Annotated in this window: 27 protein-coding genes and 1 riboswitch; of the genes, 24 read left to right on the forward strand and 3 right to left on the reverse strand. The window is 39.0% G+C overall.

What is annotated here, in order from left to right; all coding sequences use genetic code 11:
* Positions 1–83: 83 nt before the first annotated feature.
* Together AC1DSK_RS03885 and AC1DSK_RS03890 are read left to right on the forward strand one after the other, a co-directional pair.
* Positions 84–641 (forward strand): SCO family protein, encoded by a 558-nt coding sequence (locus tag AC1DSK_RS03885; protein WP_477546683.1) that lies wholly within the window; start codon positions 84–86, stop codon positions 639–641.
* A 122-nt stretch (positions 642–763) separates the two neighbouring features.
* Positions 764–1,510 (forward strand): FixH family protein, encoded by a 747-nt coding sequence (locus tag AC1DSK_RS03890; RefSeq protein WP_477546684.1) that lies wholly within the window; start codon positions 764–766, stop codon positions 1,508–1,510.
* Between the two features lie 594 nt (positions 1,511–2,104).
* Here AC1DSK_RS03890 and AC1DSK_RS03895 read toward each other — a convergent pair.
* Entirely contained in the window at positions 2,105–3,196 is a 1,092-nt protein-coding gene (locus tag AC1DSK_RS03895) for a CotH kinase family protein (protein WP_477546685.1), read from the reverse strand.
* A gap of 797 nt (positions 3,197–3,993) precedes the next feature.
* Between AC1DSK_RS03895 and AC1DSK_RS03900 the strand changes: the two genes are divergently transcribed.
* The 18 genes from AC1DSK_RS03900 to flgL all read left to right on the forward strand — a co-directional run bounded on the left by AC1DSK_RS03900 (position 3,994) and on the right by flgL (position 20,603).
* Positions 3,994–4,116, forward strand: coding sequence for a hypothetical protein (locus AC1DSK_RS03900; protein WP_477546686.1), 123 nt, complete (start codon positions 3,994–3,996; stop codon positions 4,114–4,116).
* 742 nt (positions 4,117–4,858) lie between these two features.
* A complete protein-coding gene (fliW, locus tag AC1DSK_RS03905; protein WP_477546687.1) occupies positions 4,859–5,308 on the forward strand; it encodes a flagellar assembly protein FliW in 450 nt (149 codons plus the stop codon).
* A gap of 3 nt (positions 5,309–5,311) precedes the next feature.
* Positions 5,312–5,533 (forward strand): carbon storage regulator CsrA, encoded by a 222-nt coding sequence (gene csrA / locus AC1DSK_RS03910; protein WP_477546688.1) that lies wholly within the window; start codon positions 5,312–5,314, stop codon positions 5,531–5,533.
* Between the two features lie 177 nt (positions 5,534–5,710).
* Complete coding sequence (locus AC1DSK_RS03915) at positions 5,711–6,538, forward strand: flagellin N-terminal helical domain-containing protein (protein ID WP_477546689.1); 828 nt, start codon at positions 5,711–5,713, stop codon at positions 6,536–6,538.
* A gap of 150 nt (positions 6,539–6,688) precedes the next feature.
* Positions 6,689–11,122: an OmpL47-type beta-barrel domain-containing protein gene (locus AC1DSK_RS03920; protein WP_477546690.1), complete on the forward strand. Its 4,434-nt coding sequence runs from the start codon at positions 6,689–6,691 to the stop codon at positions 11,120–11,122.
* A 318-nt stretch (positions 11,123–11,440) separates the two neighbouring features.
* Entirely contained in the window at positions 11,441–12,187 is a 747-nt protein-coding gene (locus AC1DSK_RS03925; RefSeq protein WP_477546691.1) for a glucosaminidase domain-containing protein, read from the forward strand.
* Between the two features lie 161 nt (positions 12,188–12,348).
* Positions 12,349–12,693 carry a flagellar protein FlaG gene (gene flaG / locus AC1DSK_RS03930; protein ID WP_477546692.1) on the forward strand — a complete coding sequence of 115 codons (345 nt, stop codon included), beginning with the start codon at positions 12,349–12,351 and terminating at the stop codon, positions 12,691–12,693.
* Between the two features lie 29 nt (positions 12,694–12,722).
* The gene (gene fliD, locus AC1DSK_RS03935) at positions 12,723–14,213 is read left to right on the forward strand and encodes a flagellar filament capping protein FliD (RefSeq protein WP_477546693.1); all 1,491 of its coding nucleotides are present in this window, start codon (positions 12,723–12,725) and stop codon (positions 14,211–14,213) included.
* Entirely contained in the window at positions 14,213–14,602 is a 390-nt protein-coding gene (gene fliT, locus AC1DSK_RS03940; RefSeq protein WP_477598071.1) for a flagellar protein FliT, read from the forward strand. Before fliD ends, fliT begins: the two co-directional genes overlap by 1 nt.
* An 18-nt stretch (positions 14,603–14,620) precedes the next feature.
* The gene (fliS, locus tag AC1DSK_RS03945; protein WP_477546695.1) at positions 14,621–14,998 is read left to right on the forward strand and encodes a flagellar export chaperone FliS; all 378 of its coding nucleotides are present in this window, start codon (positions 14,621–14,623) and stop codon (positions 14,996–14,998) included.
* 48 nt (positions 14,999–15,046) lie between these two features.
* On the forward strand, positions 15,047–15,850 hold the full coding sequence (gene motA / locus AC1DSK_RS03950; RefSeq protein WP_477546696.1) for a flagellar motor stator protein MotA: 804 nt from the start codon (positions 15,047–15,049) through the stop codon (positions 15,848–15,850).
* A complete protein-coding gene (motB, locus tag AC1DSK_RS03955; protein ID WP_477546697.1) occupies positions 15,840–16,613 on the forward strand; it encodes a flagellar motor protein MotB in 774 nt (257 codons plus the stop codon). The genes motA and motB overlap by 11 nt, the downstream gene beginning before the upstream one ends.
* A gap of 11 nt (positions 16,614–16,624) precedes the next feature.
* Positions 16,625–17,056, forward strand: coding sequence for a flagellar basal body-associated FliL family protein (locus AC1DSK_RS03960; RefSeq protein ID WP_477546698.1), 432 nt, complete (start codon positions 16,625–16,627; stop codon positions 17,054–17,056).
* 68 nt (positions 17,057–17,124) lie between these two features.
* Entirely contained in the window at positions 17,125–17,562 is a 438-nt protein-coding gene (locus tag AC1DSK_RS03965) for a flagellar protein (protein WP_477598073.1), read from the forward strand.
* A 25-nt stretch (positions 17,563–17,587) separates the two neighbouring features.
* The gene (gene flgM / locus AC1DSK_RS03970) at positions 17,588–17,860 is read left to right on the forward strand and encodes a flagellar biosynthesis anti-sigma factor FlgM (RefSeq protein ID WP_477546700.1); all 273 of its coding nucleotides are present in this window, start codon (positions 17,588–17,590) and stop codon (positions 17,858–17,860) included.
* Positions 17,861–17,889: 29 nt separating this feature from the next.
* Positions 17,890–18,372, forward strand: a complete 483-nt coding sequence (locus tag AC1DSK_RS03975; RefSeq protein WP_477546701.1) for a flagellar protein FlgN — start codon at positions 17,890–17,892, stop codon at positions 18,370–18,372.
* Positions 18,373–18,397: 25 nt separating this feature from the next.
* On the forward strand, positions 18,398–19,696 hold the full coding sequence (flgK, locus tag AC1DSK_RS03980; protein ID WP_477546702.1) for a flagellar hook-associated protein FlgK: 1,299 nt from the start codon (positions 18,398–18,400) through the stop codon (positions 19,694–19,696).
* Between the two features lie 22 nt (positions 19,697–19,718).
* Entirely contained in the window at positions 19,719–20,603 is an 885-nt protein-coding gene (gene flgL / locus AC1DSK_RS03985; protein ID WP_477546703.1) for a flagellar hook-associated protein FlgL, read from the forward strand.
* 624 nt (positions 20,604–21,227) lie between these two features.
* Here flgL and AC1DSK_RS03990 read toward each other — a convergent pair.
* Entirely contained in the window at positions 21,228–22,058 is an 831-nt protein-coding gene (locus AC1DSK_RS03990) for a flagellar hook-basal body protein (protein WP_477546704.1), read from the reverse strand.
* Between the two features lie 14 nt (positions 22,059–22,072).
* A complete protein-coding gene (locus AC1DSK_RS03995) occupies positions 22,073–22,915 on the reverse strand; it encodes a flagellar hook-basal body protein (protein ID WP_477546705.1) in 843 nt (280 codons plus the stop codon).
* A gap of 231 nt (positions 22,916–23,146) precedes the next feature.
* A riboswitch (cyclic di-GMP riboswitch) is annotated at positions 23,147–23,231 on the forward strand.
* Positions 23,232–23,314: 83 nt separating this feature from the next.
* Between AC1DSK_RS03995 and flgB the strand changes: the two genes are divergently transcribed.
* The 4 genes from flgB to fliF are packed head-to-tail and all read left to right on the forward strand — an operon-like array spanning position 23,315 to position 26,161.
* The gene (gene flgB / locus AC1DSK_RS04000) at positions 23,315–23,716 is read left to right on the forward strand and encodes a flagellar basal body rod protein FlgB (protein WP_477546706.1); all 402 of its coding nucleotides are present in this window, start codon (positions 23,315–23,317) and stop codon (positions 23,714–23,716) included.
* Positions 23,717–23,721: 5 nt separating this feature from the next.
* Entirely contained in the window at positions 23,722–24,177 is a 456-nt protein-coding gene (gene flgC / locus AC1DSK_RS04005) for a flagellar basal body rod protein FlgC (RefSeq protein ID WP_477546707.1), read from the forward strand.
* A 24-nt stretch (positions 24,178–24,201) separates the two neighbouring features.
* Positions 24,202–24,498 (forward strand): flagellar hook-basal body complex protein FliE, encoded by a 297-nt coding sequence (gene fliE / locus AC1DSK_RS04010; protein ID WP_477546708.1) that lies wholly within the window; start codon positions 24,202–24,204, stop codon positions 24,496–24,498.
* Positions 24,499–24,520: 22 nt separating this feature from the next.
* A complete protein-coding gene (gene fliF, locus AC1DSK_RS04015) occupies positions 24,521–26,161 on the forward strand; it encodes a flagellar basal-body MS-ring/collar protein FliF (RefSeq protein WP_477546709.1) in 1,641 nt (546 codons plus the stop codon).
* Positions 26,162–26,171 lie beyond the last annotated feature (10 nt).

Genomic DNA, 26,171 nt, shown 5'->3' on the forward strand with positions numbered 1-26,171 from the left:
CATATGACTAACCTCACATAAATTTCACAACTATCGTTTAACATTAAACTACATATAAAAAGTGACTTGATTGGAGGTAAGGTATGAATAAACATATATACTTGATTATTGTGCTTGCACTAGTAATGCTTGCTGGTTGCAATCCCCAAAAAACATTTCAAATGGAGTCATTTGCATTTACGAACCAAAATGAAGAGAAATTCGGGACGGAAGAATTAAAAGGTAAAGTTTGGATTGCTGATTTCATCTTTACTAGTTGTGATACTATCTGTCCGCCGATGACAGCGAGTATGGCAACATTGCAAGAGAAATTCAAAGAAGAAGAAATAAATGTTGAATTCGTTTCGTTCAGTGTGGATCCAACAGTAGATACACCACAAAAAATGAACGCCTATTTAAAGAATTTTTCAGACGACGATTCGAATTGGAATATGCTCACAGGCTATTCTCAAGAAGAAATTGAAACGTTTGCCCGTGAGGAATTCCAAACGCTTGTCCAGAAACCGGAGACATCAAATCAGGTCATTCATGGATCCGACTTCTTTTTAGTTGATCAGAATGGGGAAATTGTAGATACCTACAGCTTTATTCAAGGGGATAGTACGGAGGAATTAATAAAAGATGTTAACAGGTTATTTTAAGGTGAAGTAATACTGAGAAATATGGAATAGTGACTATGTGGAGTAAAGAAGTGATTGAATATTTTTTGGTCACCTATCTAAGCTGCAATAGTCTTAATTATATGTATAAAGGAGCCAGACTCATGAAACGCACTTATATATTTTCACTGCTACTAACTGCAATTGTAGTTCTATCTGCATGCGGGGACAAAATTGCTGTTAAAAAGACCGAACAACTCGTTCCTGAACCCGTTTTAGTTGATCTCACTGTCCCTGTGAAGGCGGAAGTCGGACATGAGATTGAATTCTCTGCCCGTATTTCACAGGATGACGAAATCGTAACGGATGCTGATGAAGTGAAGTTTGAAGTTCTGAATGAAACTTCCGGGGAAAAGAAGATGCTTGCAGCTGAATTAAAAGCTGACGAATATTCTACAACATTCACTTTTGATAGAGGTGGATCGTATTCGATTACTTCCCATGTGACAGCACGTGATATGCATACAATGCCTTCGAAAGTAATTGAAGTAGTCGGTGGGGAAGAAAAACCACCATCTTCAGAAGATTTGACAGCAACTGCAGATGGTGGACATCACCATCATGGAAGTACAATCCAATTTGAAAATGGTCAAGCAAAAGCAGGGGAAAAGACTGCCTTAGCTACTTCTGTAATCTACGAAGAAGCTCCGCTCACTGAAGCACAAGTCCGCTTTGAAATTTGGAAGGATGGATCCGAGCAACACGACTGGGTCAAGACCTCTGAACAGAAAGCCGGCAAATATGAAGGAGGCTACAAGTTTGAAACTAGTGGTAAATACTTCGTCCAGGTACATGTTGAAAAAGGAATAGAAGTCCATGATCACGTGTTGAAAGAATATATAGTTGAGTGAACACTCTAGTGTGAATACAATTTTTAGCTATCAGGCGTTAATTCATAATGGATTGACGCTTTTTTGTTGAAGTAACTATTCTTTACTAAAAGTGGTTCAATGAGAGACAATGCTCCAGTTCAGAAATAGGATATCGAACTAACAGGTGGATTAGTAGAAGTAGAGTCAAGAAATGGTCAAACTTTTTTATAAAAATTTTATTATATAAAATCACAAGGAAATAATCTATTTTAATCAAACTTTTTTAAAAATAGATTCTTTTTATATACCGTATACCACGGGTTTGTGAAGTGTTTTTGATTAAACTTTATTCCAAACCAACAATATGTTGAATGACAACAAAGTCGGAAACTAGAGCATTCGTTTTACAAGAGTAAACTCTCAATAATTTTCATAAAAAGACCCGGTCCATTTTTTATTGGATCGGGTCTTTTTGTGTTGTTAGATTCAGTGGGAATTTTTAATAAAGTTTGTTTACTACATGAAGGAGTTAGGGGTAAAAATACTAGGAGCATTATTGGTGTTACTAGTAATTTGATTCAACTAGAACACCCCTTACCAAATGGAGGAGGGTGGTGTAAATGATGAAACTACTTAATCTAATGTATCTAATTTCCCTTTTATATAATTCGACCGTGCTTCAATAAAATTCATTATATACTCCGGTTCTTTATCAAATAAATGGATATCGTCTTTTTTATATGGGTCTTCTAGAAAATATGGTCTTATCAATTCATGCAGACCTTGTATTTTCGGTTTCAAATAGTCTACATTAAATTGGTTGTTAATAATGACTTCTAGCAAGTTTTTGTATTGACCGCGGAATGTTTTCACATCGAGAATTCTTGCAGTTAGCGTATTAAATCCTTCGATTCGTAAATAATCTTCCTCCATTACTTCCCCGTTTACATCTCTTCCCCATGTTGCATCGTAATCCCACGGGAGGACTTCGAATAGACTCGTTTCACTATTTTGGTATAGTGCGTAGTTATGAACAAAACCATCGAAATTTTGGGTGAAAACAACGCCAGCCAACCATCGAAGATACTGATCAACATTTAGGTATTTCACAATTTCTTTTTCAAAATCATCTCTTGAAATGGTATTAATATCAATAATAAATTCTTGTAAATGAAATTCATCTTGTTCTGTACCACATTTTTTTTCATAGCCAAATTTAAGTGATTTTTTTACATCTTTATCAAGATCACTCATTAACGAAAAGTTAGCATCTCCGTCAATCGCGTAGAATATAGGTCCTTTCGGTAGTTGACGATTCGCAAGGAAATATTCATCCACTGATTCTAATTCCAAATATAGCCCCTCATTTTTCCCATTCAATTTTATATTTACAAATCGAGACTTTGGAGATAAGCATCCTATATCATCGAAAAAATCGAGCGATAATTTATTTCTCAATAGAGAAGGATCTTTATATTCTGCGTTGATATGAATTTCTTTGGCATTTCTATACGTATTTGGTTTATAAAACGAAATGTGATATGACTTCTTTTGAAACTCCCGGATATGGGAGCCACGATACGCAATATCGATATCATGTTTCTTTTTGTTTATCGTTAGCTTCGCGGAAACCGGATCATCCGTCCAAATTTCTCTTCGAAGTTCCCTTAAATCGATAGGATTAATAAAAAGCTGATATACAGGTATTTCCACGACATTATCCACGCGAATTCTTCCTTTCATTTTTATAATATTCGTATGAAACAAGAATAAAAGATGCCAAGAAAAGAAATGATTTATATTTATTTTTAAATAGTATGCGTTTGTCTCTACCATAATTTGTACAATTTCGTAACTTACTATATGAGAAAGAAAAGTGTATCAGCACGAATTTGAATTTAAGTAAAAATTGATTTTTATCTTTCTCTAACATAAAGATGAAGGGAGGTTTGAAAATGTCACGTTTTAATGTTGACGGTATTAATAATGCAGTCGAACTGTCTAACTCTAGAGGGTTAAGCAACTTCATGTTCCAAGATACTTTTAGTAACGAACGATGCTCGAACAAAAGACGCCGCACGAGCAGAAATCGTTGCACTTTTCGAAACGGACGGTGCACGAACAAAAATCGTCGCACTTCGCGGAACAGACGGTGCACGAACAAAAATCGTCGCACTTCGCGTAACCGACGATGCACGAGCAGAAATCGCCGCACTTCGCGGAACAGACGGTGCACTAGCAGAAATCGTCGCACTTCGTTCAACCGACGATGCTGTAGAAGGGGCTTTTTCGGTAACTGGTTCTTTTAAAAAATCTTCGTGGTGATTTTTCGCTATCTGAAGAGTATCTACTTTCAGTTCTTTAAAGAACTATTTAGTGCGTCAGTATTATAAAGTTAACCAGTTCTTAATGGTTAACTTTTTTAATACACAATGGAGCTACCACTTTCCAACTCCTTACACTATAGGCTATGTAGAATTAATGATGAGGCTTAGACTAAGACCCATGTTTGGGGTCTTTGGATGGAACGATTTTGGACTGTTTCGCAAATTTCCAATTGGCATCTGGCCAAAAGAAAAGAAATGATCGAGTTCGTATTTGATGATGAGAAAGAAAAAGCATGGAATGGATTGGGCAGATCATAAATAACAAAAGGCATCCGGATTAAGACCATCCGGATGCCTTTTGTCTATTACCAGAGACAACCTATTAGGAATGTCTTCTCTGTCCATGAAGAAGAATTTTGTGAGCAAATATTGGAAAAGAAAAAGCCATGGACTAAAAACTATTTCCCGGGTAATACAAATTTAAATGAAATTGTGGGAATAGATATGTGAATATGGTGAAGTGCGGAATGCGACTTGATTATACAAAGGCTTTATATAATAAGATGAAATACACACGACGAATCCTTGATTCCAGCGAGTTTGAATTGTGCGGTTTTCGTGAATTTTAGATATGAGTACTCGATTTCTAGATAACCCAGACACATTTCAAGATATCCCTTTCTGAAATGAAGATATCACAAGATGAATCCTCGATAAACACCCGCGAATCCTTGATATCCCCAGTTTCGTCTTTCCTTTGTGTTCAACGAATTCCATTGTTATCTGCGTCTCTGGCAAACTATCTACAGTATTACCTTCTTCGTCTGCAAACATGTCCATTGAACCTACTCTAAGTTTTCATGATTTGAAAAGCAAAAGTCCTTTCCTTCCACCATTAGCCTCCCATAGAATCCCCTGAAATCCTCTGGAATTAGTTCAATAAAAGACATATATCCTTATGTGAAAAAACCATCCAGAAATAGTTTTGCTGTCTAGTGAAACTGATTTGTGTAAAAATAGAATTAAATAGAAAATCTTTACAAGATGAAAGGAGCCGCTTATGAAGATTCAAACGACACGTTTTGGAGAAATAGAGGTAGCAGATAGCAGTATCATTACATTCAATAAAGGAATTCCAGGATTTGAGGAATATAAGAAGTATGCATTGATTCCGGCTGATGAAAAAGGGGAATCCCCATTCTTCTTCCTGCAATCGATAGAGGAAGTAGAAGTAAACTTCTTTTTGGTAGACCCTTTCTCATTTTTTAAGGAATATGACATCAAACTAGAAGATCAAATGGTTGATAAACTTGCGTTGAATGATCCCACAGATGCAATCGTCTTAACAACGGTTACAGCAAAGGGCGAAATTAAAGATGCGACAACTAACTTAAAAGCACCGCTTGTCATCAATAATAATAGACAGCTGGGCATGCAAATTGTATTGGATAATAAAGACTATCTGATTAAACAGCCTTTATTTCAAAGTGCTGAAACAAGGCAGGTGTAACGAATGTTAGTGCTTGGAAGAAAAAAAGGTGAATCCATCATTATTGATAACGACATTGAAATCTTCGTTACTGCTGTTGAAGGGGAAACGGTTAAACTCGGAATCAAAGCACCAAAGCAGATCACCATCCACCGAAAAGAAGTTTATCTAGAGATTCAGGAAGAGAATCGACGAGCGACTTCTAATGTCATTAACTTGAGCGATTTTTTGAATATGAAGAAGTAAATTTAGGGAAAGCCTGCAGAATTATAGCAGGCTTTTTATTTATTAAAAAATAATAGAAATATTTTCAAAAAACGCTAAACATTTATCAAAAGCCTCCGATATAAATTATGTAAGCTAGTCCAAACGGATTTGGACACTTGCAAAAAACAAAAAAACATTACACGGAGGTAATACAAAATGATTATCAACAATAATATCGCAGCACTTAACACTCACCGCCAAATGGGCCAAGTGAGCGGCAACGCTTCAAACTCAATGGAAAAGCTATCATCAGGTATGCGCATCAACCGCGGTGCAGACGATGCGGCTGGTCTTTCAATCTCTGAAAAAATGCGTGGACAAATCCGCGGTCTTGAGCAAGCATCTAAAAACTCTCAAGATGCTGTTTCTTTGATCCAAACAGCAGACGGAGCTTTGAACGAAACACACGCAATCCTTCAGCGTATGCGTGAATTGACTGTACAAGCAGCAAACGATACGAACAGTGCTGCTGAAAGAACTGCGATTACGGGAGAACTTACAGAGTTGACTTCAACAATTGATGATATTGCAGGTAATACTCAATTCAACGGCCAAAAGCTGCTTGACGCTAGTGCAGGAACTGCTGGTGTATTGACAATCCAAAGCGGGGCTAATTCTGGTGAAACATTAAGCCTTGACTTGAAAAAAGTGGATTTGACTGCGACTCTAACTGCTATAGGCGGTGTTGATGTGTCTTCAGCAACTACTGCAGCAACGGCTTTAACAACTATTGACACTGCAATCCAAACTGTTTCTAACGGACGTGCGTACACTGGGGCTGTTCAAAACCGATTGGACTACACAATCAACAACCTAAACGCTAGCGCTGAAAACACACAAGCTGCAGAATCACGTATCCGTGACGTTGACATGGCTAAAGAAATGATGAACTTGACTAAGAACAACATCTTGACTCAAGCTTCACAAGCTATGCTTTCTCAAGCTAACCAAGCACCCCAAGCTGTTCTTCAATTACTTCGTTAATTAATAATGAAAAGCAGATGAGGCAAAGTATAAGAGACTCTTACTATTTAGTAGGGTCTCTTATTTCTCTATTTATATTTTTGAAATGACGATAATTAATGTAAGGTTTTTTTTTGCTTTCTAAATAGGTACAAAGGGGGATTAAAGTAGATGAAGAAATATAGTCTTATTTCAATGTTTTTAAGTGTTTTACTGGTACTTCAGTGTGTATTGCCAACTGCAAGTGTTTTTGCGGCATCTATAGAAGCTCCAGTTGATGTAAAAATAAGCGTAAGTAATGGAAACTATCTTCTTTTGAAATGGAATGAAGTTTCTTCTGCTCAAAAATATAATATTTATCGGGTGGTAGCTGGGGAAAAAACACTTATCGGATCTTCAACTCGAGAATCATTCAACTATTCAAATCAACCGGCAGGACACTATAGTTTTGAAGTGACAGCTTTTAGCACAAGTTTAGGAGAATCTGCTCCTTCCGTTCCAGTTGAAATTACATTGGTGCATCCTGAAATGGCTCCACCATCAGAATTGACTTCAACAATTTATAATGGAAACGATATAAACCTCAAATGGAAAGCTTCCGAATTTGCCGATAGCTATAACATCTATCAGCTTACAAATGGCGAGAAGAAGCTGGTAATGAACACATCTAATTTAGGTCGGACATTAAGCAATATGCCAGCCGGGGAATATGTTTACGAAGTTAATTCAGTTAGCAATCGTTTCGGTGAATCAAAAACAGCGGTTCGGACATTAACAACTCTAGTTCACCCTGTTATGGCTGCACCTACTGAGTTGAAGTTAACAGTATGGAATGGAAACGATATAAATTTAAAATGGCCAGCAGTGGAATTTGCAACTGCCTACAATATTTACGAAGTGAAAAATGGTGTAAAAAAACTTGTTAATACAACAGAAAATTTGAACCGTACTTTACCGAATAATTTAGCAGGAGAGTATAAGTACGAAGTATATTCAGTAAGCAATCGCTTTGGAGAATCAAAAACGGCTGCACAAGCAGAACTACATTTAGTACATCCTCAAATGGCACCTCCAGTAAATGTCAGTATTACTGTCTTAAACGGTAATGACTTATTCTTAAAGTGGCCTGCAGCCGAGTTTGCTACAGGTTATAATATTTATCAAATTAACAATGGTGTAAAAAAACTTTTATACACAACAGATCGAACTAATCGGTTGTTTACAAATCTTCCAGCAGGTGATTATCAATACGAAGTTACTTCTTCAAGTGACCGTTTTGGTGAATCAAAAACCGGAGTCCAAGCGAATTACACTTTAGTACGTCCTGAATTAACTGCTCCATCAGGATTAAGCATTAGTGTATTAAACGGCAACGACCTTTTCCTAAAATGGTCAGCTGTTGAGTTTGCGACTAGCTATAACATTTATCAAATAAAAGATGGCAAAAAAGAATTTGTGATGACAACAGATCGCTTAAACCGTCTCTTCACAAACATGCCTGAAGACTGGTATGAATACGAAGTGACTGCGGTGAGCGACCGCTTCGGCGAATCAGCTCCATCAAATGTTGAATTGACTTTAGGACATCCGACAGTACAAAGTCCGGTACTTCAACTCGTTTCAATCGATGAGCAGGCTGCAATATTAAAATGGACAGAAATCGCTGGCGCTTCTCTTTACAACGTTTATGAAGTAATAGAAGGCGAATATGTCCTCGTGGGGTCAACAGATAAGAAAACATATACTGTCAACGATATTACTGACGGCAAACATGAATATGTTGTAACTGTTACGCATAACCGTTTTGGTGATTCAGGTTATTCAAACGCTGTTTCAGTTGAAATGCAAAATGACCTAACACCACCAGTAACGGCTTCAAATGCTAGCGATGCTTGGATGAATCAAGATTTTGCAGTAATTCTTACTGCAGAAGACGATAAGAGTGGCGTTGACAAAACGTTCTACTCATTAGATGGAGTAGAATTCAAAGAAGGTACTAGCTTTACATTGAGCAAAGGTGGAATCCAAAAGATTTCATTCTATAGCTTGGATAAGGCTGGTAATGTTGAAGAAACGAAAACTGCTCAAGTGAAAATAGATAAGATTGCTCCAGAAACTACATCGAATGCAAATGGTCAGTGGTACCAGGAATTAACTGTCCAACTAAAAGCTGAAGATGAGCAGAGTGGAGTGGAAAAAACATTCTACTCAGTAAATGGTTCTGAATTCCAAGAAGGCGAAAGCTTTGTAGTGAACGAAGAAGGCATAAACGAAATTTTATTCTACAGCACGGACTTAGCTGGAAATGTGGAAGAAGTGAAGACGGCCGAAGTGAAAATCGACCAAAAAGCTCCGGAAACGGTTTCAAATGCAGATGCTGAATGGCATCAAGAATTTGCAGTTGAATTGACGGCAACTGACGATAAATCGGGCGTTGAAACAACTTTCTATTCAGTGAACGGTGCTGAATTTAAGGAAGGTTCAAGTTTTGTTGTTTCTAAAGAAGGCGTTAATACGATTGCATTCTACAGCGTAGATAAAGCAGGGAATGTGGAAGAAGCTAATACAGCTGAAGTGAAAATCGACAAATCGGCACCTGAAACGGTTTCTAACGCTGACGATGAATGGCACCAAGAGTTTGCAGTAGAATTGGTGGCTACTGATGATAATAGTGCAGTAGCGAAAACATTCTACTCAATCAATGGTTCTGAATATGCAGAAGGCACTAACTTTAATGTAGATAAAGATGGCATAAACGAAATTTCATTCTATAGTGTCAATAAAGTTGGCGGCTTGGAAGAAGTGAAGACGTCTCAAGTGAAAATTGACCGTACCGCTCCGGAAACGGAAGCAAACGAGTCCACTAACTTTGAGAAGGAAGCTGTTTTAAAATTGACGGCATCTGACGACAAGAGTGGCGTTGATAAAACTTTCTTCTCGGTGAACGGTTCTGATTACACAGAAGGAACATCTGTTGCTGTGAATGAAGCCGGCGTGAATGTGGTTTCATTCTATAGCGTCGATAAAGTTGGAAATAAAGAAGAAGTGAAAACTGTTGAAGTAAGCATCGATGGAATAGCTCCAGAAACGTTCTCTAACGCAGACGATCAGTGGTACCAAGAATTCACGGTTGAATTGACTGCGACTGACGAACACAGCGGTGTCGACAAAACCTATTACTCAATGAATGGTTCAGAATTTATTGAGGGAACATCCTTCAACGTAACAGAAGAAGGAATTAATTCGATTTCATTCTACAGCGTTGATAAAGCAGGAAATGTGGAAGAAGTGAAAACTGCGGAAGTGAAAATCGACCGTACTACGCCAGAAACAGTTTCAAATGCAGACGACAAGTGGCACAAGGAGTTTACAGTCGAATTGACAGCTACTGATGAAAACAGCGGCGTTGACAAAACGTATTACTCAATGAACGGTTCTGAGTTCACGGATGGTACGAGCTTTAACGTAACAGAAGCAGGAATCAATGTGATTTCATTCTACAGCGTTGATAAAGCAGGAAATGTGGAAGAAGTGAAAACTGCGGAAGTGAAAATCGACCGTACTACGCCAGAAACGGTTTCAAATGCAGACGACAAGTGGCACCAGGAGTTTACTGTTGAATTGACTGCAACTGACGACAAGAGCGGCGTTGATCAAACGTTCTATTCAGTAAACGGTTCTAAGTTTACGGAAGGTAAGGGCTTCAACGTAACAGAAGAAGGAATCAACACGATTTCGTACTATAGTGTAGATCATGCAGGCAATAATGAAGAAGTGAAAACAGATGAAGTGAAGATTGATTTCTCAGCTCCAGAAACGGTTTCAAACATTGAAGACCAATGGCTGAAAGGTGAACTTGCGGTTGAATTGACTGCAAAAGACGCTTTGAGTGGTGTGGCTTCAACTTCTTACTCAGTGAACGGTTCAGATTTTGAAGAAGGCACAAGCTTTGCTGTGAATGAGGAAGGAATCAACGAAGTTCAATTCTTCAGCACGGATATTGTAGGAAACAAAGAAGAAACAAAATCAGCAAAAGTGAAAATTGATAAGACTGCTCCAGTAGTATCATGGTCACTTAACGGTGAAGTACCACTTGGTGAGAAATTACCGATTAAGTATGTAGCAAGTGATGCACTATCTGGAATCGCTTCTGAGAGATTAACTGTGAACGGCAAGGAAGTATTGAATGGAGAGACGGTTTCATTCACACTGCCAGGTGCATACAAAATTCAAGTCACTGTAACAGATCACGCAGGATGGACAACTGTTTTGGAAAAAACAATCAATGTTTACATCCCCCTGAATTCTATCAAAGTGACGCCTGGTATTATCAAAGGCAATAGTGGGGTCTTCTCTGTAGAAGTATCACTGCCAACAGGATTTAACACGAAAGATTTCAAATTAGAAACGGTTACAATTAACGACGTTTCAGCGATTTTAGGAAAAAATGGCTTTGAACAACAAGCAAAAAATGGCCATTTCCGTTTCAACCGTGAAGACTTCAATTGGGTGGATGGCAAACAAGTGCTTGAATTCCGTGGAATGGTTGGCGGTTATTGGGTTATCGGATACGCAACTGTAGAAACGAAGGGCTCTAAAAAGTAAAATTAATAGGAAAGAGTTGTCTCCATTGTGGGGATAACTCTTTTTGCATTGAGAAAAAGATTTGTCGCAATTCTTAAGCAACTAGAAGTAGCGCTAGAATTGCTGCGTAAATTTTTTCACTTCAAAGAGAGCCAAAAATACGGGCTGCTACTCTGTTAATCAATTTAAGAAAATTTGTGATAAATGACTTATAAATATCCGGAATCTTATAAAATAAGTCATAATTTAAAATTAATTGTCACATTTATCCTATTTTATTTTTTGGGGTATTTCGTATAATTGAATCATGTTCAATACAAAAAGGGTGGGGAATTACAAATGACCAGTCCAATTTCGTCCAATTGGTTTCAATATATGACGATGACATCTATGGCGCAGGCCATTTCTTCTATAAACCAGACAGGAACTCCTTCATTGGGAGGCATGACGAATGATCAGTCACTATTCATGATGATTTTGAATGCCACGATGCAAAGTCAAAGTATTCAGCACGATGCTCCTCCAGAAGTTTTTATGTCTCAAAATCAACTTTTCCCGCAGAATAGCGGTTCTTTTACACCAATACAAGTAATGTTGCAGCCTAATCAAACATCTGCATCTTCAATCACTCCAATTGATCCCCACCTGGTGGCAACCAGTCCGAATGATAAAAGTGATTTTCGTTTCAAGCCAGTGCAGTTCCTTAATCTTGATAATATGCTTGAAGGTAAGCTCTCTGGGACTGCTATTCACTTTATTAATGCAGGAAAAAAATACGATATTGACCCTGGATTACTTTCTGCAATTGCGATTCATGAAACAGGTAATGGTTCCTCACGTGCAGTTAACGAGAAAAATAATGTTGCTGGAATGATGGGCAAAGATGGTTTGAGAAGCTATGCTAGTGTGGAAGACAGTATTTTTGATATGGCACGGAATTTGAGAAAAAATTACCTAAACCAAGGAAAAGACACGATTGCTGAAATTGGCGCGAAGTATGCTCCGGTTGGGGCCACAAACGATCCGACAGGTTTGAATAACCACTGGACGAAAGGTGTCAGCAAACAGTTTAATAACTTAACTTAACTCAGTAAACCGATTCCTTGTGAATCGGTTTTATTTTTTGCTGTTTTCCTATTAAAAGTTTCTATCATTGTGCCGATAACTAATATATACGTGACGGTTGAAGTTGCCTTTCCTTGGAATCAACCGATAAACAAACTGATACTGCAAGGGGAGAACCGTCTATGGAAGTGAAAAATACACCAGTTGTTTATTTTCCAAATAAAATTGAAGTTACAGCAGTAAATCCGGTACAACACAAAGAACAGCCCGATAAACAGGTGCATGAATTCCCCGAGAAAATTTCGAAGAAAATACTGAAGGATAAAGTAGACGGCATGAATGAGTTTTTGGAACCTACTTCAACTGCCTTAAAGTTTAGACTGCATGAAAAGCTGGACGTATATTACGTCCAAATTATTGATACACAAACAGAAGAAGTCCTAAAGGAAATTCCCAATAAAAAGTTTCTGGATATGTATGCTTCGATAGCGGAAATAACAGGATTGCTAGTAGATGAAAAACGTTAAAGAGACGAATGAAAACGGAGTGATGAAAAATGCGTATAGGCGGATTAGGTTCAGGGATGGATATTGACCAAATAGTGAAGGATCTTATGACGGCAGAAAAAGTGCCGCTTGATAAATTGACCCAGCAGAAAATGTGGACTGAATGGCAGCAGGATTCTTACCGCGATTTCAATTTAACTTTATCTAAACTGCGGACGAGTGCGAGTAGCCTTCGTTTTTCATCAGCGTTCAATGCCTTCAGCGCGACTTCATCAAACACGGCAAGCTTATCGGTTTCAACAACCTCAAGTGCGGTTTCTGGATCGTATCAAGCGGAAGTCTTGAGCATTGCAAGTTCTGCAAAATTACATTCAGCGAACGCTATCCTGAAAACGGACGGCACGTCGGCAAAAGGAATCGATGCAATTGGAATTGATGGGAACATTAGTGTCACCGGCAGTACGGGCTCTGTTTCTGTGGCGGTAACTTCAACTATGACCTATAAAGAAGTGGCGACAAAGTTGCAGGATGCAACCTCGGGTACTTCGCCTGCGCTTCGCGTGAGCTTTGATGATACGACTTCTAGATTTTTTGTCTCGTCAAAAGGAATGGGGGCAACAGAGAATTTCACGCTCAACTTTGACTCTGCTGCGTTAGCGAAGCAAGTTGTCGGTATCGATACACAGACTTCGTTTTCGACAACAGCTGCGACCACATATTCTTCCAAAGCAACTAATGGGGCAGTGAAATTGGACGGCATCCTTATTGACGGGTTGACTTCCAATCAAACGACCATGAATGGATTGGTGCTGAATCTTGTTAAAGTCGATGGTCCTGTAACAATTACCGTAAATTCTGATACGACAAAACCGTTGGAATCAATCAAGAGTTTTGTAGAACAGTACAATAAAGCAATCACTGAAATTGAAACAAAATTGATTGAAAAGCGCTATCCTGATTTCAAGCCACTGACCGATGAACAGCGGGGAGCGATGAGTGAGAAGGAAATCGAATTATGGGAAGAAAAATCTAAAAGCGGCTTGATGCGTAATGACCCGATTTTAAAAAATGCAGTAATGGAACTTCGCCGCGCGTTCATGAATCCAGTGGAAGGTATTTCAGCGGGAAACATCAACCTGCTGTCGCAAATTGGAATCTCGACTGGCCATTACAGCGAAGGCGCGAGGTTGAATATCGATGAAGATAAGCTAAAAAAAGCTCTGGCTGACAAACCTGACGAAGTAATGCAGTTGTTTACGAACAAGACAGGTGGTCTTGGTATCGGGGACCGTGTTTACGAGGAGCTGAACGAGGCTATCAAAAACTTGGGTAACCGTGCAGGCAATCCTGGAAGTACCATAGACAACAGCGTTATTACGAAGAAAATCAAAGAGATGAATGAAGAAATCAGCAAATGGCAGGATCGCTTAATTCGTATAGAAGACCGTCATTGGAAACAGTTTTCTGCAATGGAAAAAGCGATGAATCAGATGAATCAACAAAGTGTATGGATGCAGCAAAACATGTTTGGTGGCATGTGATGAATGAGTATCATTTCAATTTAATAAAACTTCTTTCAATAAGTGAAGAAATCTATCAACTGGCGACAATGGTAAATTCCAAGATGGAAAACAATAGTGATGGACAATTGGAAGAATTGCAATTGCTGTTTGATCAGCGGCAAATAGTCATTCACCAGCTCGCGGTGTTAAAGGAACAAAAAGATTTTCAATGGGACGAAGAAGACCGAAATCTGATTGCCAAGCTTAAAGAGTACGAGTCTTTGCTGCAACCGCTCATGAATGGGCTACACCAATCGTTTGCAGCGCAGATAAATCGAATCAGTAAGACTAAGCAAGCTTCAAAAAAATATATTGGAGCCTATCAAAATGTGGCGACAGAAGGTTCATTCATTGATAAACGAAAGTGAAAATCAGGGGGACATTATATGTCAACAATCAATCCTTACCAAACTTACCAACAAAATTCAGTGATGACCGCATCTCCACAGGAGCTTACACTGATGTTATATAACGGTTGCTTAAAGTTCATCAGGCTGTCCAAAAAAGCGATGACCGAAAAGAATTACGAGGTAAAAAATACAAATATCATTAAGGCACAAAACATAATTCAAGAGCTGCGAATCACCTTGAACCAAGAAATCGAAATTTCCAACAATATGACACAACTTTACGAATATATGTACACTCGACTGGTTGACGCCAATATAAAAAATAACCTGGAAACACTGGAAGAAGTAGAAGGGTATGTTGTAGAGTTGCGTGATACATGGAAGCAAGTCATTGAGCTTACGAAAAAGAACTAAAGGTCACGGTACGTTTGTTATTCTTTGAAATTGAAATGAGGGTTTGGTGTGGATAAGACATCATGGTTAGGCATAATACTTGGAATGTTCGTACTGGTCGGCGGGATGATTTTGAAAGGCTCCGATCCAATCGCTTTATATAATCCTGCGGCACTCGTCATTATTTTTGGCGGAACAGTTGCCTGCATACTTATTGCGTTTCCATTTGAAGAAGTGAAGAAAATCCCTGTTCTATTTAAGGTGGTTTTTTCTGAGTCGAAGATGGTTCCTCTTAAAGAATTGATTCCAGTGTTCACGGGGTGGGCGATGGTCGCAAGAAGAGAAGGGTTACTGGCATTAGAAGAGCGTTCGGAAGAAGTGGAAGACCCATTTTTACAACGTGGTTTGAAAATGGTGGTTGATGGTCAATCACAGGAACATATTCGTGAACTGATGGAAGAAGAAATTATTGCGATGGAAGAGAGACATGAGCTTGGGGCGAAAATTTTTACACAAGCAGGTACATATGCACCTACACTCGGGGTACTCGGCGCCGTAATGGGATTGGTATCGGCACTTGGCCACTTGGACGATATTACATTGCTTGGTAAATCCATTTCGGCGGCATTTATTGCTACTTTGTTCGGTATTTTTACGGGGTATGTCATGTGGCATCCATTTGCCAATAAATTAAAGCGTAAATCAGAGCAGGAGGCCAGAATGAAATCGATTATGTTAGAAGGCTTGCTGGCTGTTCAGGAAGGTCTTCCAGTGCGCATAGTAGAAGAGAAATTACTGACGTATTTACCTGTTAAAGATCGTATTCTTGTGCAGGAAGAAAAAACAAGAGAAGGTGTTCGCGTTGAAGCGTAAGAAAAAACATGAAGATCATGTTGATGAATCATGGCTGATTCCTTATGCCGATATTTTGACGCTATTACTCGCTCTTTTCATCGTGTTATTTGCGGCCAGTGAGGTAGATTCCAAGAAATTCGAGGAAATCTCAGAGTCATTTAATAATGAGCTCCAAGGTGGGACAGGCATTCTGGACGAAGAAGCGGCTATTGAAATTATGACTGATACGTCCAAAATCTCCAAACTGGATGAGATTACACCTGAAACTGGAGTGAAATCAGAAGCTGAAATAACCCTTGAGCAGGACTTTAAAGAACTCGGAGAACTCAAGGGGAAAATTGAAGTTTACATAAAAGACAAGGGATTATCTACAAAAATTGAAACAGCTCTGACAAGCAAAGGGTTGGTGTTGAAGATAAAAGAAGGGGTACTTTATCCTTCGGGTAGTGCGGATATAAACGAAGAATCAAGAACGATTGCGGTTGAGATTTCAAATTTACTGGTTACAGACCCACCACGGAACATTTATATTGATGGTCATACGGATAATATTCCGGCTAATTCAGAAGAGTTTCCATCAAACTGGGAATTAAGTGCTGCAAGGGCCATCAATTTCATGAAAATACTTCTTGAAAATAAACAGCTAGACCCGAAAGTATTTAGTGCAACCGGATATGGTGAGTACCGACCGATTACTTCAAATGACACTCCACAAGGCAGAGCAGAAAACCGCCGTGTGGAAGTTTTGATATCACCATACAAGCAAGAAACTAACCACTGAAGAGGTGTACCATGGGGAAAATGAAAGTTTTAGTCATCCTCTTCTTCGCTATCATTTTATTTGGCGGGGGAGCCATGTTTTTTTTGAAAGAAGAAGTAATGGGCAAGGAAAATGAAAAGGAAAAAGTAATTTCAGCAGAAGAACTGGTTGAAATGAGTGTTGACACCGACGTCATCACAACCAATCTAGCATCCGCCAACAATTTTGCGATTGTTCAGTTCAATATTTTGTTAAGTAGCAAGGAAACGAAAGAAGAGGCGGAAAAACGTAAACCTGAAGTGCGGGCCGCCATCATTTCCACTGTTGCCGGCTTTACAAAGGACGAGTTAATTGGCAAGGAAGGCATTGTCAAACTTGAAAAGGAACTATCTGCAAAACTTGAAGGTATCGTGGAAACAGGAGAAGTCGAACGGGTATTGGTAACGGAATTTAAATTACAATAATTCATATTTGTACTAAACATTTTGTGAGAAGTGCCGATATATACATTAGAAAGATTCAGGTGATTTAAATGCAATCAGGTCAATTGGATAACTGCAGGATTTGTGGCAAATTGTTTCTCAGAGATCATACAGATTATTGCTTGAGCTGTTACAAAAAAACTGAGGACGATTTCAAACTGGTTTCCGACTTTTTAACAGACGAGAAAAATCGTTTTGCTACGATTGAAGAAGTAAGCATAGAAACGGGTGTTTCATTGAAACAGGTTGCTGATTTCATTCGTGACGGTCGGATATTTGCGGAGGACTACCCAAACCTGGGTTACCGCTGTGCGCATTGTGGTGAAAAGATAAAAAGACAGTTGTTATGTGATGAGTGTTTCAATCAATTCTCATCTGAAATCAATCAAACCTTGAAAAGAGAAAATCTCCAGGATGAGATTAGAAATAAACAAAATAAACAACCGACAAAAGTGAACACGCCACAATATTGGCAGTTAAAGAAATGAAAATAAACGACAGGGCGGTGAAGGAATGAATATCGATAAGACGACAGGTTCTTCCTTTATTCAATCTTATCAAAAACAAATGAAGGTCTCCCAAGTTGGCAAAACGAGACCATTGCAAAAAGAAGACCAGCTTCAAATTTCAAATCAAGCAAAAGAGTTATTTGAAAAGAACACCGAAATAGATTTAGACAGACAAGAAAAGATCAGCACATTAAAGGCCCAAATTCAGTCAGGTGAGTATCAAATTCATAATGATAAAGTGGCAGATAAAATCTATCAATTCTGGTTTGATAAATAGATGTTCGCCTAAATAGAGGAGGGTGTCGGATGCTACAGTTAATCACGACGCTGAAAGAATTGATAGTAATACTGGAAAAACTCATCAACTTGGCGGAACGAAAGAAAGTTGTTTTAGTCGAACGAAAAGTGGACGAGTTGAATCAACTGGTACAAGAGGAAGCGAAGATTGTAAAACAACTCAATCAAGTAGATCAGGAGCGTGAAAAGCTGGTTGAAAGTGTGATGAAAAATCATCCTTCTCTTAGTTTCAGTCAATTTGTAGAACAACTTCCAGATGAACTTACGAGTAAAAATCTACAATCAAAATTGAAAACATTGCAACAGCTCATGATGGAGCTGCATGATATAAATAAAGTAAATGAGTCTCTAATTGAAGACTCAGTGAATTTTGTTCAACATATGATCGAACACATTACCAAGTCAAAACAACAACACTTCAATTATCAATCTCCTATAGGTCAACAAAAATCACAAACAAGCAATCGTGGCTTTTTCGATACAAAAGCATGATTGACGTTAGAAGGTAGGGTATAAGATGGTTTCAACATTTCACGGATTAGAGGTTGGGAAGCGCGGATTAATGATGGGGCAGGCAAGAATTGCAACAACAGGTCACAATATTGCCAATGCAAATACCAGAGGCTACTCACGCCAACAAGTGAATGCATCCACTTCCCCTTTTCTAAACATTTGGACAAGCGGTACAGTCAACCCAGGCCAACTTGGTACTGGGGTCTCATTGGACTCCATTACTCGTGTGAGAGACAAGTTTTTAGACGAGAAATATCGTGATCAAACCGCAAAACTAGGTGAAGCACTCGTCAAACAAGAAACACTTGATCAACTTGAAACGATTATCAATGAACCAAGCGAAACGGGATTAAGTTCTTCAATGGATCAACTGTGGGGAGCTTGGCAAGACTTGGCGAATGATCCGGATAGCCTTTCCGCTAAAGCAGTAATCAAAGAAAGGGCACAGGCTTTCATCGATACCGCGCAAGCTATGGATAGTGCAATGACAGGTGCTAAGGCGGACTTGGATAACCAATTGACGGCGAAAATTAATGAAGCGAACGGTTATTTGGAACAAATTGCCCAGTTGAACGACAGCATCAAACGTAATGGTACGCAGGCGAACGATTTATTGGATAAGCGAGATGTACTTGTTGAAGAACTATCGGAAATTGTGGATATTAATGTTGCCGACCAATCAGACGGAACTTATAAAATCAGCTTAAGCTCTGGTGAAACACTAGTTGATGGATCAGCTGTTAATGAGCTTGCCACTGTAGCTGATAGTGATCCAACTACTACTGAAGTTATTGTTAGTGATTTAGTCGGAGGCGAATTGTCTGGTATCCTTAAATCGATAGATACGGTTGATGAGTACCAAGCGAACCTGAACAAAATTGTCAATGATTTTGTCCAGGCAAACCAGATGTCATCAACGGATCCCAACGTACCTGGAGAAAATCTATTCAGCGGGAATACGATTGCTTCACTTAAAGTCAATCCGTTAATTGAATCTGATAGTAGCCAAATTACTTCTTTGATTCCGGGCAATGAGCAAAAATACAAGAGTGTAAACAATGAATACCGAGCGCTTGTTAGTGAGCTTGGAGCGGAAAGCCAAACGGCCATCCGAAATGTGTCAAACTATGAAGCAACCTTGCTAGCGACAGATAGCCGTCGTCAATCGATAACGGGTGTTTCACTCGATGAAGAAATGGCTAATTTAGTTCAGTACCAACATTCATATAGTGCTGCAGCACGAATGATTTCAACGACGGATCAGATGCTCGATACAATCATCAACCGCATGGCTGCACGTTGATGAAGTGCAAGGGAGGTAAATGATGATGAGAGTTACACAGCAAATGTTACATCAAAATTCAGTTCGCCATATGAATCAGAACTTGAGCCGACTGGAAAAAACAAATAATCAAGTTTCGACAGGCAAACAGCTGCACCGCCCATCTGATGATCCGAATGGCGTAAGTAAGGCCATGAACCTGAAAAGTGCACTTGTTGCTAATGATCAATTTGAACGTAATACCAATGAAGCTAACCTTTGGTTGGATGAATCAGATCAGACGATTAACGACATGGTCAATGTCATGCAGAAAGTACGTGAACTAGGAGTCCAAGGAAACAACGGGACTCTTTCGGAATCTGAACGTAATATCATTGCAATAGAAGTGGAAGAATTGACCGAGCAAATTCGCCAATTTGCCAATTCTAAAGTAAACGGCAAACATATATTCAATGGTCTAAAAACGGATGTGCCCCCTTATCCCAATAAAGATTCGTATCAAAATGATACATTTGATACGAGTGCCAAAATGTTTACGATTGCGGATGGCGTAGCAGTAAAAGGAAATATCACTGCCGATGAGTTATTTGGAAATGCTGCTGATAATACCAATCTGTTTAACACATTGAATTTACTAGCTTCAGATCTTCGTTCGGGTTCTGACATTCAGATGGATCAAATCGATAAAGGCATCGATCGAATGTTAACTGTAGCATCAGAAGCGGGCGCAAGAAAGAATCGCGTTGAAGGAATTGAAAACCGGATTCAAGACAGTAATATTGAACTTAAGTCCTTGTTATCAAAGCTGGAAGATGTGAATTATGCAGAAGCCGTCACGAAGTTGAAAAGTGAAGAGAGTGTCTATCAGGCAAGTCTTGCTGCTTCAGCAAAAATCATTCAGCAAACTTTGATGGATTTTCTAAGATAAAGAATTAGGAGCATTCGCCATATGGTGAGTACTCCTGTTCAGCTTGTTGACAAAAGAATATTAATCAATATAAAAGTATAAAAATTCGCATTCTTATCTTTTGCACTCTATCGAAAAATATTATGGTCGGCTATTTCTTTCGCTTTCCGCGGACGAAACGCTAGCCTCCTCGACTCTTAAAAATCCTATGCTCCTGCGGTTACTCGTCGCAAACGAATTGTGCACAATTCGTTGCCTGTGGGGTCTAGCTTATTTCGTTTTTCCGCAGGAGTCTTCAGAAATTGCCGACCATCTTACTAATGAAATAATATGAAGAGATACGCAAACAGAAGCGAAATCCGTTGATTGGAGTGGAGGCGGCGACTAAAGCCGTGCCCGCGAAACTCGTCCGCCGCAAAGGAAATCAACATTTTCTTGCATACGTTCTTTTTCATTAGTCTTCAGTTATATTCACTCTTATTATTTTTTGTCTACAGTCTTTAACGAGCATTCGCCATATGGTGAGTGCTTTTTTGAATTTACAACATATTGGGTGAACGGAAACAAAACTTCATAGGAATATCAAACAATAGAAAAAAGGATAGGATTAATGACAAAGTCATTAAACCCATCCTTCTATTTAAATTATGATTTCATTGTATTGACCAAGCCCATCATATCATCCGCAAATGATATCGCTCTTCCTTGGGATTGCAGCAATCTTTGAGTAGAAATTAATTCGGTCATTTCATCAGTCATATCAACATTGGACATTTCGAGTGCCCCTTGAGTGATTCGGAACGAACCATCATTGTTTCCAATTTGCAGGGTACCGTTTGCTACTTGATTTGCTTCCGTTCCAGGAAGTTGATAACGGTTGGCTCCGATTTTTTCGAGAAGGTTCGGCCTGTTAATTTGGGCGATGCTCAACTGGATTTGGGTTGGCTGTTTTGAAGTATTTCGATAAGACACTTCAAGTATTCCGTTTTCCGTTACTTTGATGTTGTTATAATCTCCATCAAAAACAATCGGGCGGTTATTGCTATCGAGAACCGAATCACCAGAAGACGTGACCAAGTTTACTTGGTTAGAATTCAGGATCGGCTGAACTTGAAATGATCCATCTTTTGTATAGTAAGTTTTTCCTTCGGAAGCCACGCGGAAAAATGCATCATTTCCTTGAATCATGAAATCAAGAGGGCGATCCGTTTTTTTCATGGACCCTTGTTCAGTCCGAATCGACGTCTGGGTAATGATTGCACCAGAACCAACTCGAAGACCGTTCGGCGTGATTCGGCCAATTTCGTTGTGAGTTCCGGCTTGCTTTTCAATGGATTGATAAAGGGCATCTGAAAAGTTCGCTTCCTGCCGTTTGTACCCGTTTGTATTTAAATTGGAAATATTATTAGCAATGATATCAATTTTTTTCTGCAATTCACGCATGGATGTTGTGGCGGAAATCATTTGGATACTCATGTATTCATACCTCCTTAGTAAATACGGCCAATCTCATTGACTGCTTTTTCCATGCTGCGGTCATATGCCTGTATGACTTTTTGATTCGATTCGAAACCTCGATAAGTGTTCATCATTTCCGTCATTGTTTGAGTCAGATCCACATTGGATTGTTCGATAAATCCTTGTTTGACGAAGGGACCGGTTAAGCCTGTACCTTCAATGGACTGAGGACCTTCTGCCGGATTTCCTTCCCAGCGTAATAATCCCTGACCCTGTTTAACTAATTGTTCAGGCTGTTCGGTATACCCAAGCCATAGACGATTTGTAGCGGAACCATTTTGTAGAATAATCTGGCCATCTTCTTGAACTGTAAATTCTTTTGAGTTCACTTGGATAGGTTGCAAATTTTGATTCAAGACGTTGTAACCGTCACTCGTTTTTAGGAAGCCGTTTTGATCAACTGAAAATTGTCCATTTCGTGTATACCGGACTTGGTCATTTTCCAGTCCAACTGCAAATACAAGAGAACCCTTTTTTTGAGTGACCGGATTCACGGGCAAACTTTCATCAAGAAGAGCAAAGTCTGTTGTATTTCCTGTGTCTTTTAGTGGTCCTTGAAGAAATGAAGGAATTCCTTCCTGTGTATATACGCCTGTATTTAAAGTGCCCACAGTGGATTGACCCATTTTCATGGTACCGCCAGTCGTGCCTTTCATTTCCATTGCTTTTATCAATTGTTCAGGAAACGCACGCAAGACATTTTGATCTTGTTTAAATCCAGGAGTACTCGCATTGGCTAAATTATTTGTCAAAATTTGTTGTTTTCTGTTATTTGCCATCATACCTGATGTGGCAGTATATAAACCACGAAACATGCCTTTTTTCTTCCTTTCAAACGCGATAGGGTTGATTTATGCGTTAGCATAACACGAAGTTGACAGAAAATATAGGTCAATATTGTAAATTAAGGTAAACAAAATACAAAGAAAAATAAAAATATACAAATAGACGAAAATGTGAGATTATATTTTTGGTACATTTATTACTAAAATATGACGAAATATGACACGATATGACAATTAGATTAAAATTTAGAGTTTTTATCATACCGATAACGGCAAACTTATTCGAAAGATAAGGACGCAAAGCCACGGGCCTAAGTGAAATCGATACGGCAGCCGGGTTACCGAAGATGGAAGCTTTTAAAGTTATCCACCTTTAATTAAAGGTGGATTTTTATATGGACCAAACACTTATACATGGGGGGTTAAAAGATGAAACTATTTCCTCAATCTTTTCAGTCATTGGAGCAGGCATTATCAAATGCCACATTAAAGCAGCGAGTTCACTCGGCTAATATCGCAAATGTCGATACACCCAACTACAAGAGCAAGCAAGTGAGTTTCAAGTCTACATTGAATGATGCAATCAATAACCAAGGTATGTCCAGTTACAAAACAAATGCAAAACATATTTCTTTCAGCAGTGAATCGTCTAATTTTAATCCGACCATAAAAGAAAATAAGTCCACACAATTCAATCCTAATGGAAACAATGTAGATATGGACTATGAAATGGCAGAGTTAGCCAAAAATCAACTATGGTATAACGCCGTAACGGAAAGAGTGAACGGCAAATTCAACAGTTTACGAACAGTAATCAATGATGGGAGGTAGCAGTTATGAGCTTATTTAATGGTTTTAATATCAGTGCATCAGGGTTAACGGCGAATCGTATGCGAATGGACGTTGTTTCTTCAAACATTGCCAATGCCAACACGACTCGTGCGCAACTTGTAAACGGCGAATGGGTACCGTATCGTCGGAAATCTGTGGAATTATCACAAAGCGGGGTATCACCATTTCAACAGCAACTTCAGTCGGCAATGAATAATCAGTCCTCTAAAATTTCGGGAGTTACAGTTTCAAAAATTGATGAAGATAAAGCACCATTTACCCTTTCCTATGATCCTTCTCATCCTGATGCTGACGAGAACGGGTATGTTCGTTTGCCAAATGTTGATCCGATAAAAGAAATGGTCGATCTCATGTCTGCAACACGTTCGTACGAAGCGAATATTACAGCATTGAACGCTTCGAAGAATATGTTCATAAAAGCTTTGGAGATTGGTAAATAATCTATCAGATTGCTAGGAGGCACTATGGATAAATTAAGCTTGATTCAAACACCATTTATACAAAACCAATCAATCACAAAACTAAAGCCTGAAGATAAGGTGGAAGATTTTGGTCAACTATTTAAACAAAAGCTCGAAGAAGTAAATGCCGCACAGAACAAATCGGATAAACTGACCAACCAATTGGTAACGGGTGAAGTAAAGGATGTCCATGAAGTGATGATTGCTTCACAAAAGGCAAGTCTTTCTTTGCAACTTACCGTTCAAGTACGAAACAAGGTTGTTGAAGCTTACCAAGAAGTGATGAGAATGCAACTATGATTTTTAGGGTGAGATGAGATAAATGAAAGAAAAGATATTGGATTATAAAAACAAAATAATAGAATCATGGGGCAGTTTTTCTCCAAAAATAAAATGGTCTGTGGCCGGCACATTTTTCATCACATTACTTTTACTTTTTGTATTTGTTTTTTTAAACTCCCGCCCAAGTTTTGCGGCGCTATATACTGGTTTGTCTCCTTCAGAGGCTGGTGAAATCAAGACGGCAATCGAAGAACAAGGTATTCCAGTACAAGTTTCATCTGATGGGAAGTCTATCAGTGTTCCGAATGAAGAAGTGGCCAACTTAAAAGTCAGCTTGGCAGCGGACGGCATTCCGAAAAGCGGGAACGTAAACTACAGCATCTTCAGTGAAAATATGGGGTTGGGAATGACAGATCGTCATTTTGATGTAGTGGAACGAGACGCAATGCAAAACGAACTTGCTGATTTGGTTAAGCAAATTGATGGCGTAACCGAAGCAAACGTAATGATCACACTTCCAAAAGAAAATGTTTGGATATCGGATGAAGAACAAGTGGCAACGGCATCTGTTGTTGTAAAAGGTGATCCATCCTTTCAACTAGATCAGAAGCAAGTCAATGGTCTGTATCATCTAATCAGTAAAAGTGTTCCCAATTTGCCTCAAGAAGAAATTGTCATAATGGATCAAAATGGCCAGGTTTTCGAGATTCAAAAAGAAAACCAACTGGATACGGCCTTATCTGTCTATCAACAGCAACGGGAAATCAAAAAAGATATTGAACGAGATATTCAGCGTGAACTGCAACAAATGCTGGGATTGACGCTGGGACATGACAAAGTAGTCGTGTCTGTCATGACAACGATTGACTTCACCAAGGAAAAGCGGGAAGAAAACCTGGTTGAAGCCGTGGATAAAGAAAAGAATGAAGGCATCGATATCAGTGTAGAAAGAATTGTAGAGTCCTATTCGAGTGAAGGGACGGCTATTGCTGATGCAACTGGGACTGGAGAGACTGAAATCGCCAATTACCCAGGGGTTGATGGTGAGGGAAATACGAAATCCGATAAAACGGAAGAACGTATCAATCGTGAAGTCAATCGAATCAACCGCCAAATTGAATTGAGTCCATATGTCATAGATGACATAACAATCAATGTTGGAGTTGAACCTCCCAATCCTGAAAATCCGGATAGCTTAACACAACAAAATATAGATGATATCAGCAATCTCTTGAAAAACACGGTAAGTACTTCATTAAGCATGAATGGAACGCAAGTGACGGAAGAAGCGCTGGATGACCGTATATCAGTATTTGCAACGGAGTTCCAAGGAAAACCTGTGGTTGACGGTGAAACATCGGGTGAATCTTTGTTGTCAATGAACAATATCTCGAACCCACTGTTCTGGATTATCGTTGGGGGTGTTGTCCTACTTCTGATTCTGATAGTTTTAATCTTCATAATCCGTAAAAGGAAGCGTGAAAGCATGGAGGAAGAAGAATATGTTCTTGATATGTTTAATCAACCTATCGAAAAAGTCAGCAACTTTGAAGAAGCTGAGGTTGACCTATCCGAGTTCAATACAAAAGCAAATCCTAAGAGAAAAACGATTGAAAAGCTTGCTACAGGTAGACCTGAAGACTTTGCTAAATTGTTACGCTCTTGGATGGCAGATGAGTAGGAGGGTGACA

The organism is Paenisporosarcina sp. P4_B8, from assembly GCF_056402175.1.

Bases quoted from the DNA above. Each gene is read 5' to 3' on its own strand.
- AC1DSK_RS03885 (WP_477546683.1), top strand. From the start codon at position 84: ATGAATAAACATATATACTTGATTATTGTGCTTGCACTAGTAATGCTT.
- AC1DSK_RS03890 (WP_477546684.1), top strand. From the start codon at position 764: ATGAAACGCACTTATATATTTTCACTGCTACTAACTGCAATTGTAGTT.
- AC1DSK_RS03900 (WP_477546686.1), top strand. From the start codon at position 3,994: ATGGAACGATTTTGGACTGTTTCGCAAATTTCCAATTGGCATCTGGCC.
- fliW (WP_477546687.1), top strand. From the start codon at position 4,859: ATGAAGATTCAAACGACACGTTTTGGAGAAATAGAGGTAGCAGATAGC.
- csrA (WP_477546688.1), top strand. From the start codon at position 5,312: ATGTTAGTGCTTGGAAGAAAAAAAGGTGAATCCATCATTATTGATAAC.
- AC1DSK_RS03915 (WP_477546689.1), top strand. From the start codon at position 5,711: ATGATTATCAACAATAATATCGCAGCACTTAACACTCACCGCCAAATG.
- AC1DSK_RS03920 (WP_477546690.1), top strand. From the start codon at position 6,689: ATGAAGAAATATAGTCTTATTTCAATGTTTTTAAGTGTTTTACTGGTA.
- AC1DSK_RS03925 (WP_477546691.1), top strand. From the start codon at position 11,441: ATGACCAGTCCAATTTCGTCCAATTGGTTTCAATATATGACGATGACA.
- flaG (WP_477546692.1), top strand. From the start codon at position 12,349: ATGGAAGTGAAAAATACACCAGTTGTTTATTTTCCAAATAAAATTGAA.
- fliD (WP_477546693.1), top strand. From the start codon at position 12,723: ATGCGTATAGGCGGATTAGGTTCAGGGATGGATATTGACCAAATAGTG.
- fliT (WP_477598071.1), top strand. From the start codon at position 14,213: ATGAATGAGTATCATTTCAATTTAATAAAACTTCTTTCAATAAGTGAA.
- fliS (WP_477546695.1), top strand. From the start codon at position 14,621: ATGTCAACAATCAATCCTTACCAAACTTACCAACAAAATTCAGTGATG.
- AC1DSK_RS03960 (WP_477546698.1), top strand. From the start codon at position 16,625: ATGGGGAAAATGAAAGTTTTAGTCATCCTCTTCTTCGCTATCATTTTA.
- AC1DSK_RS03965 (WP_477598073.1), top strand. From the start codon at position 17,125: ATGCAATCAGGTCAATTGGATAACTGCAGGATTTGTGGCAAATTGTTT.
- flgM (WP_477546700.1), top strand. From the start codon at position 17,588: ATGAATATCGATAAGACGACAGGTTCTTCCTTTATTCAATCTTATCAA.
- AC1DSK_RS03975 (WP_477546701.1), top strand. From the start codon at position 17,890: ATGCTACAGTTAATCACGACGCTGAAAGAATTGATAGTAATACTGGAA.
- flgK (WP_477546702.1), top strand. From the start codon at position 18,398: ATGGTTTCAACATTTCACGGATTAGAGGTTGGGAAGCGCGGATTAATG.
- flgL (WP_477546703.1), top strand. From the start codon at position 19,719: ATGATGAGAGTTACACAGCAAATGTTACATCAAAATTCAGTTCGCCAT.
- AC1DSK_RS03990 (WP_477546704.1), bottom strand. From the start codon at position 22,058: ATGAGTATCCAAATGATTTCCGCCACAACATCCATGCGTGAATTGCAG.
- AC1DSK_RS03995 (WP_477546705.1), bottom strand. From the start codon at position 22,915: ATGTTTCGTGGTTTATATACTGCCACATCAGGTATGATGGCAAATAAC.
- flgB (WP_477546706.1), top strand. From the start codon at position 23,315: ATGAAACTATTTCCTCAATCTTTTCAGTCATTGGAGCAGGCATTATCA.
- flgC (WP_477546707.1), top strand. From the start codon at position 23,722: ATGAGCTTATTTAATGGTTTTAATATCAGTGCATCAGGGTTAACGGCG.
- fliE (WP_477546708.1), top strand. From the start codon at position 24,202: ATGGATAAATTAAGCTTGATTCAAACACCATTTATACAAAACCAATCA.
- fliF (WP_477546709.1), top strand. From the start codon at position 24,521: ATGAAAGAAAAGATATTGGATTATAAAAACAAAATAATAGAATCATGG.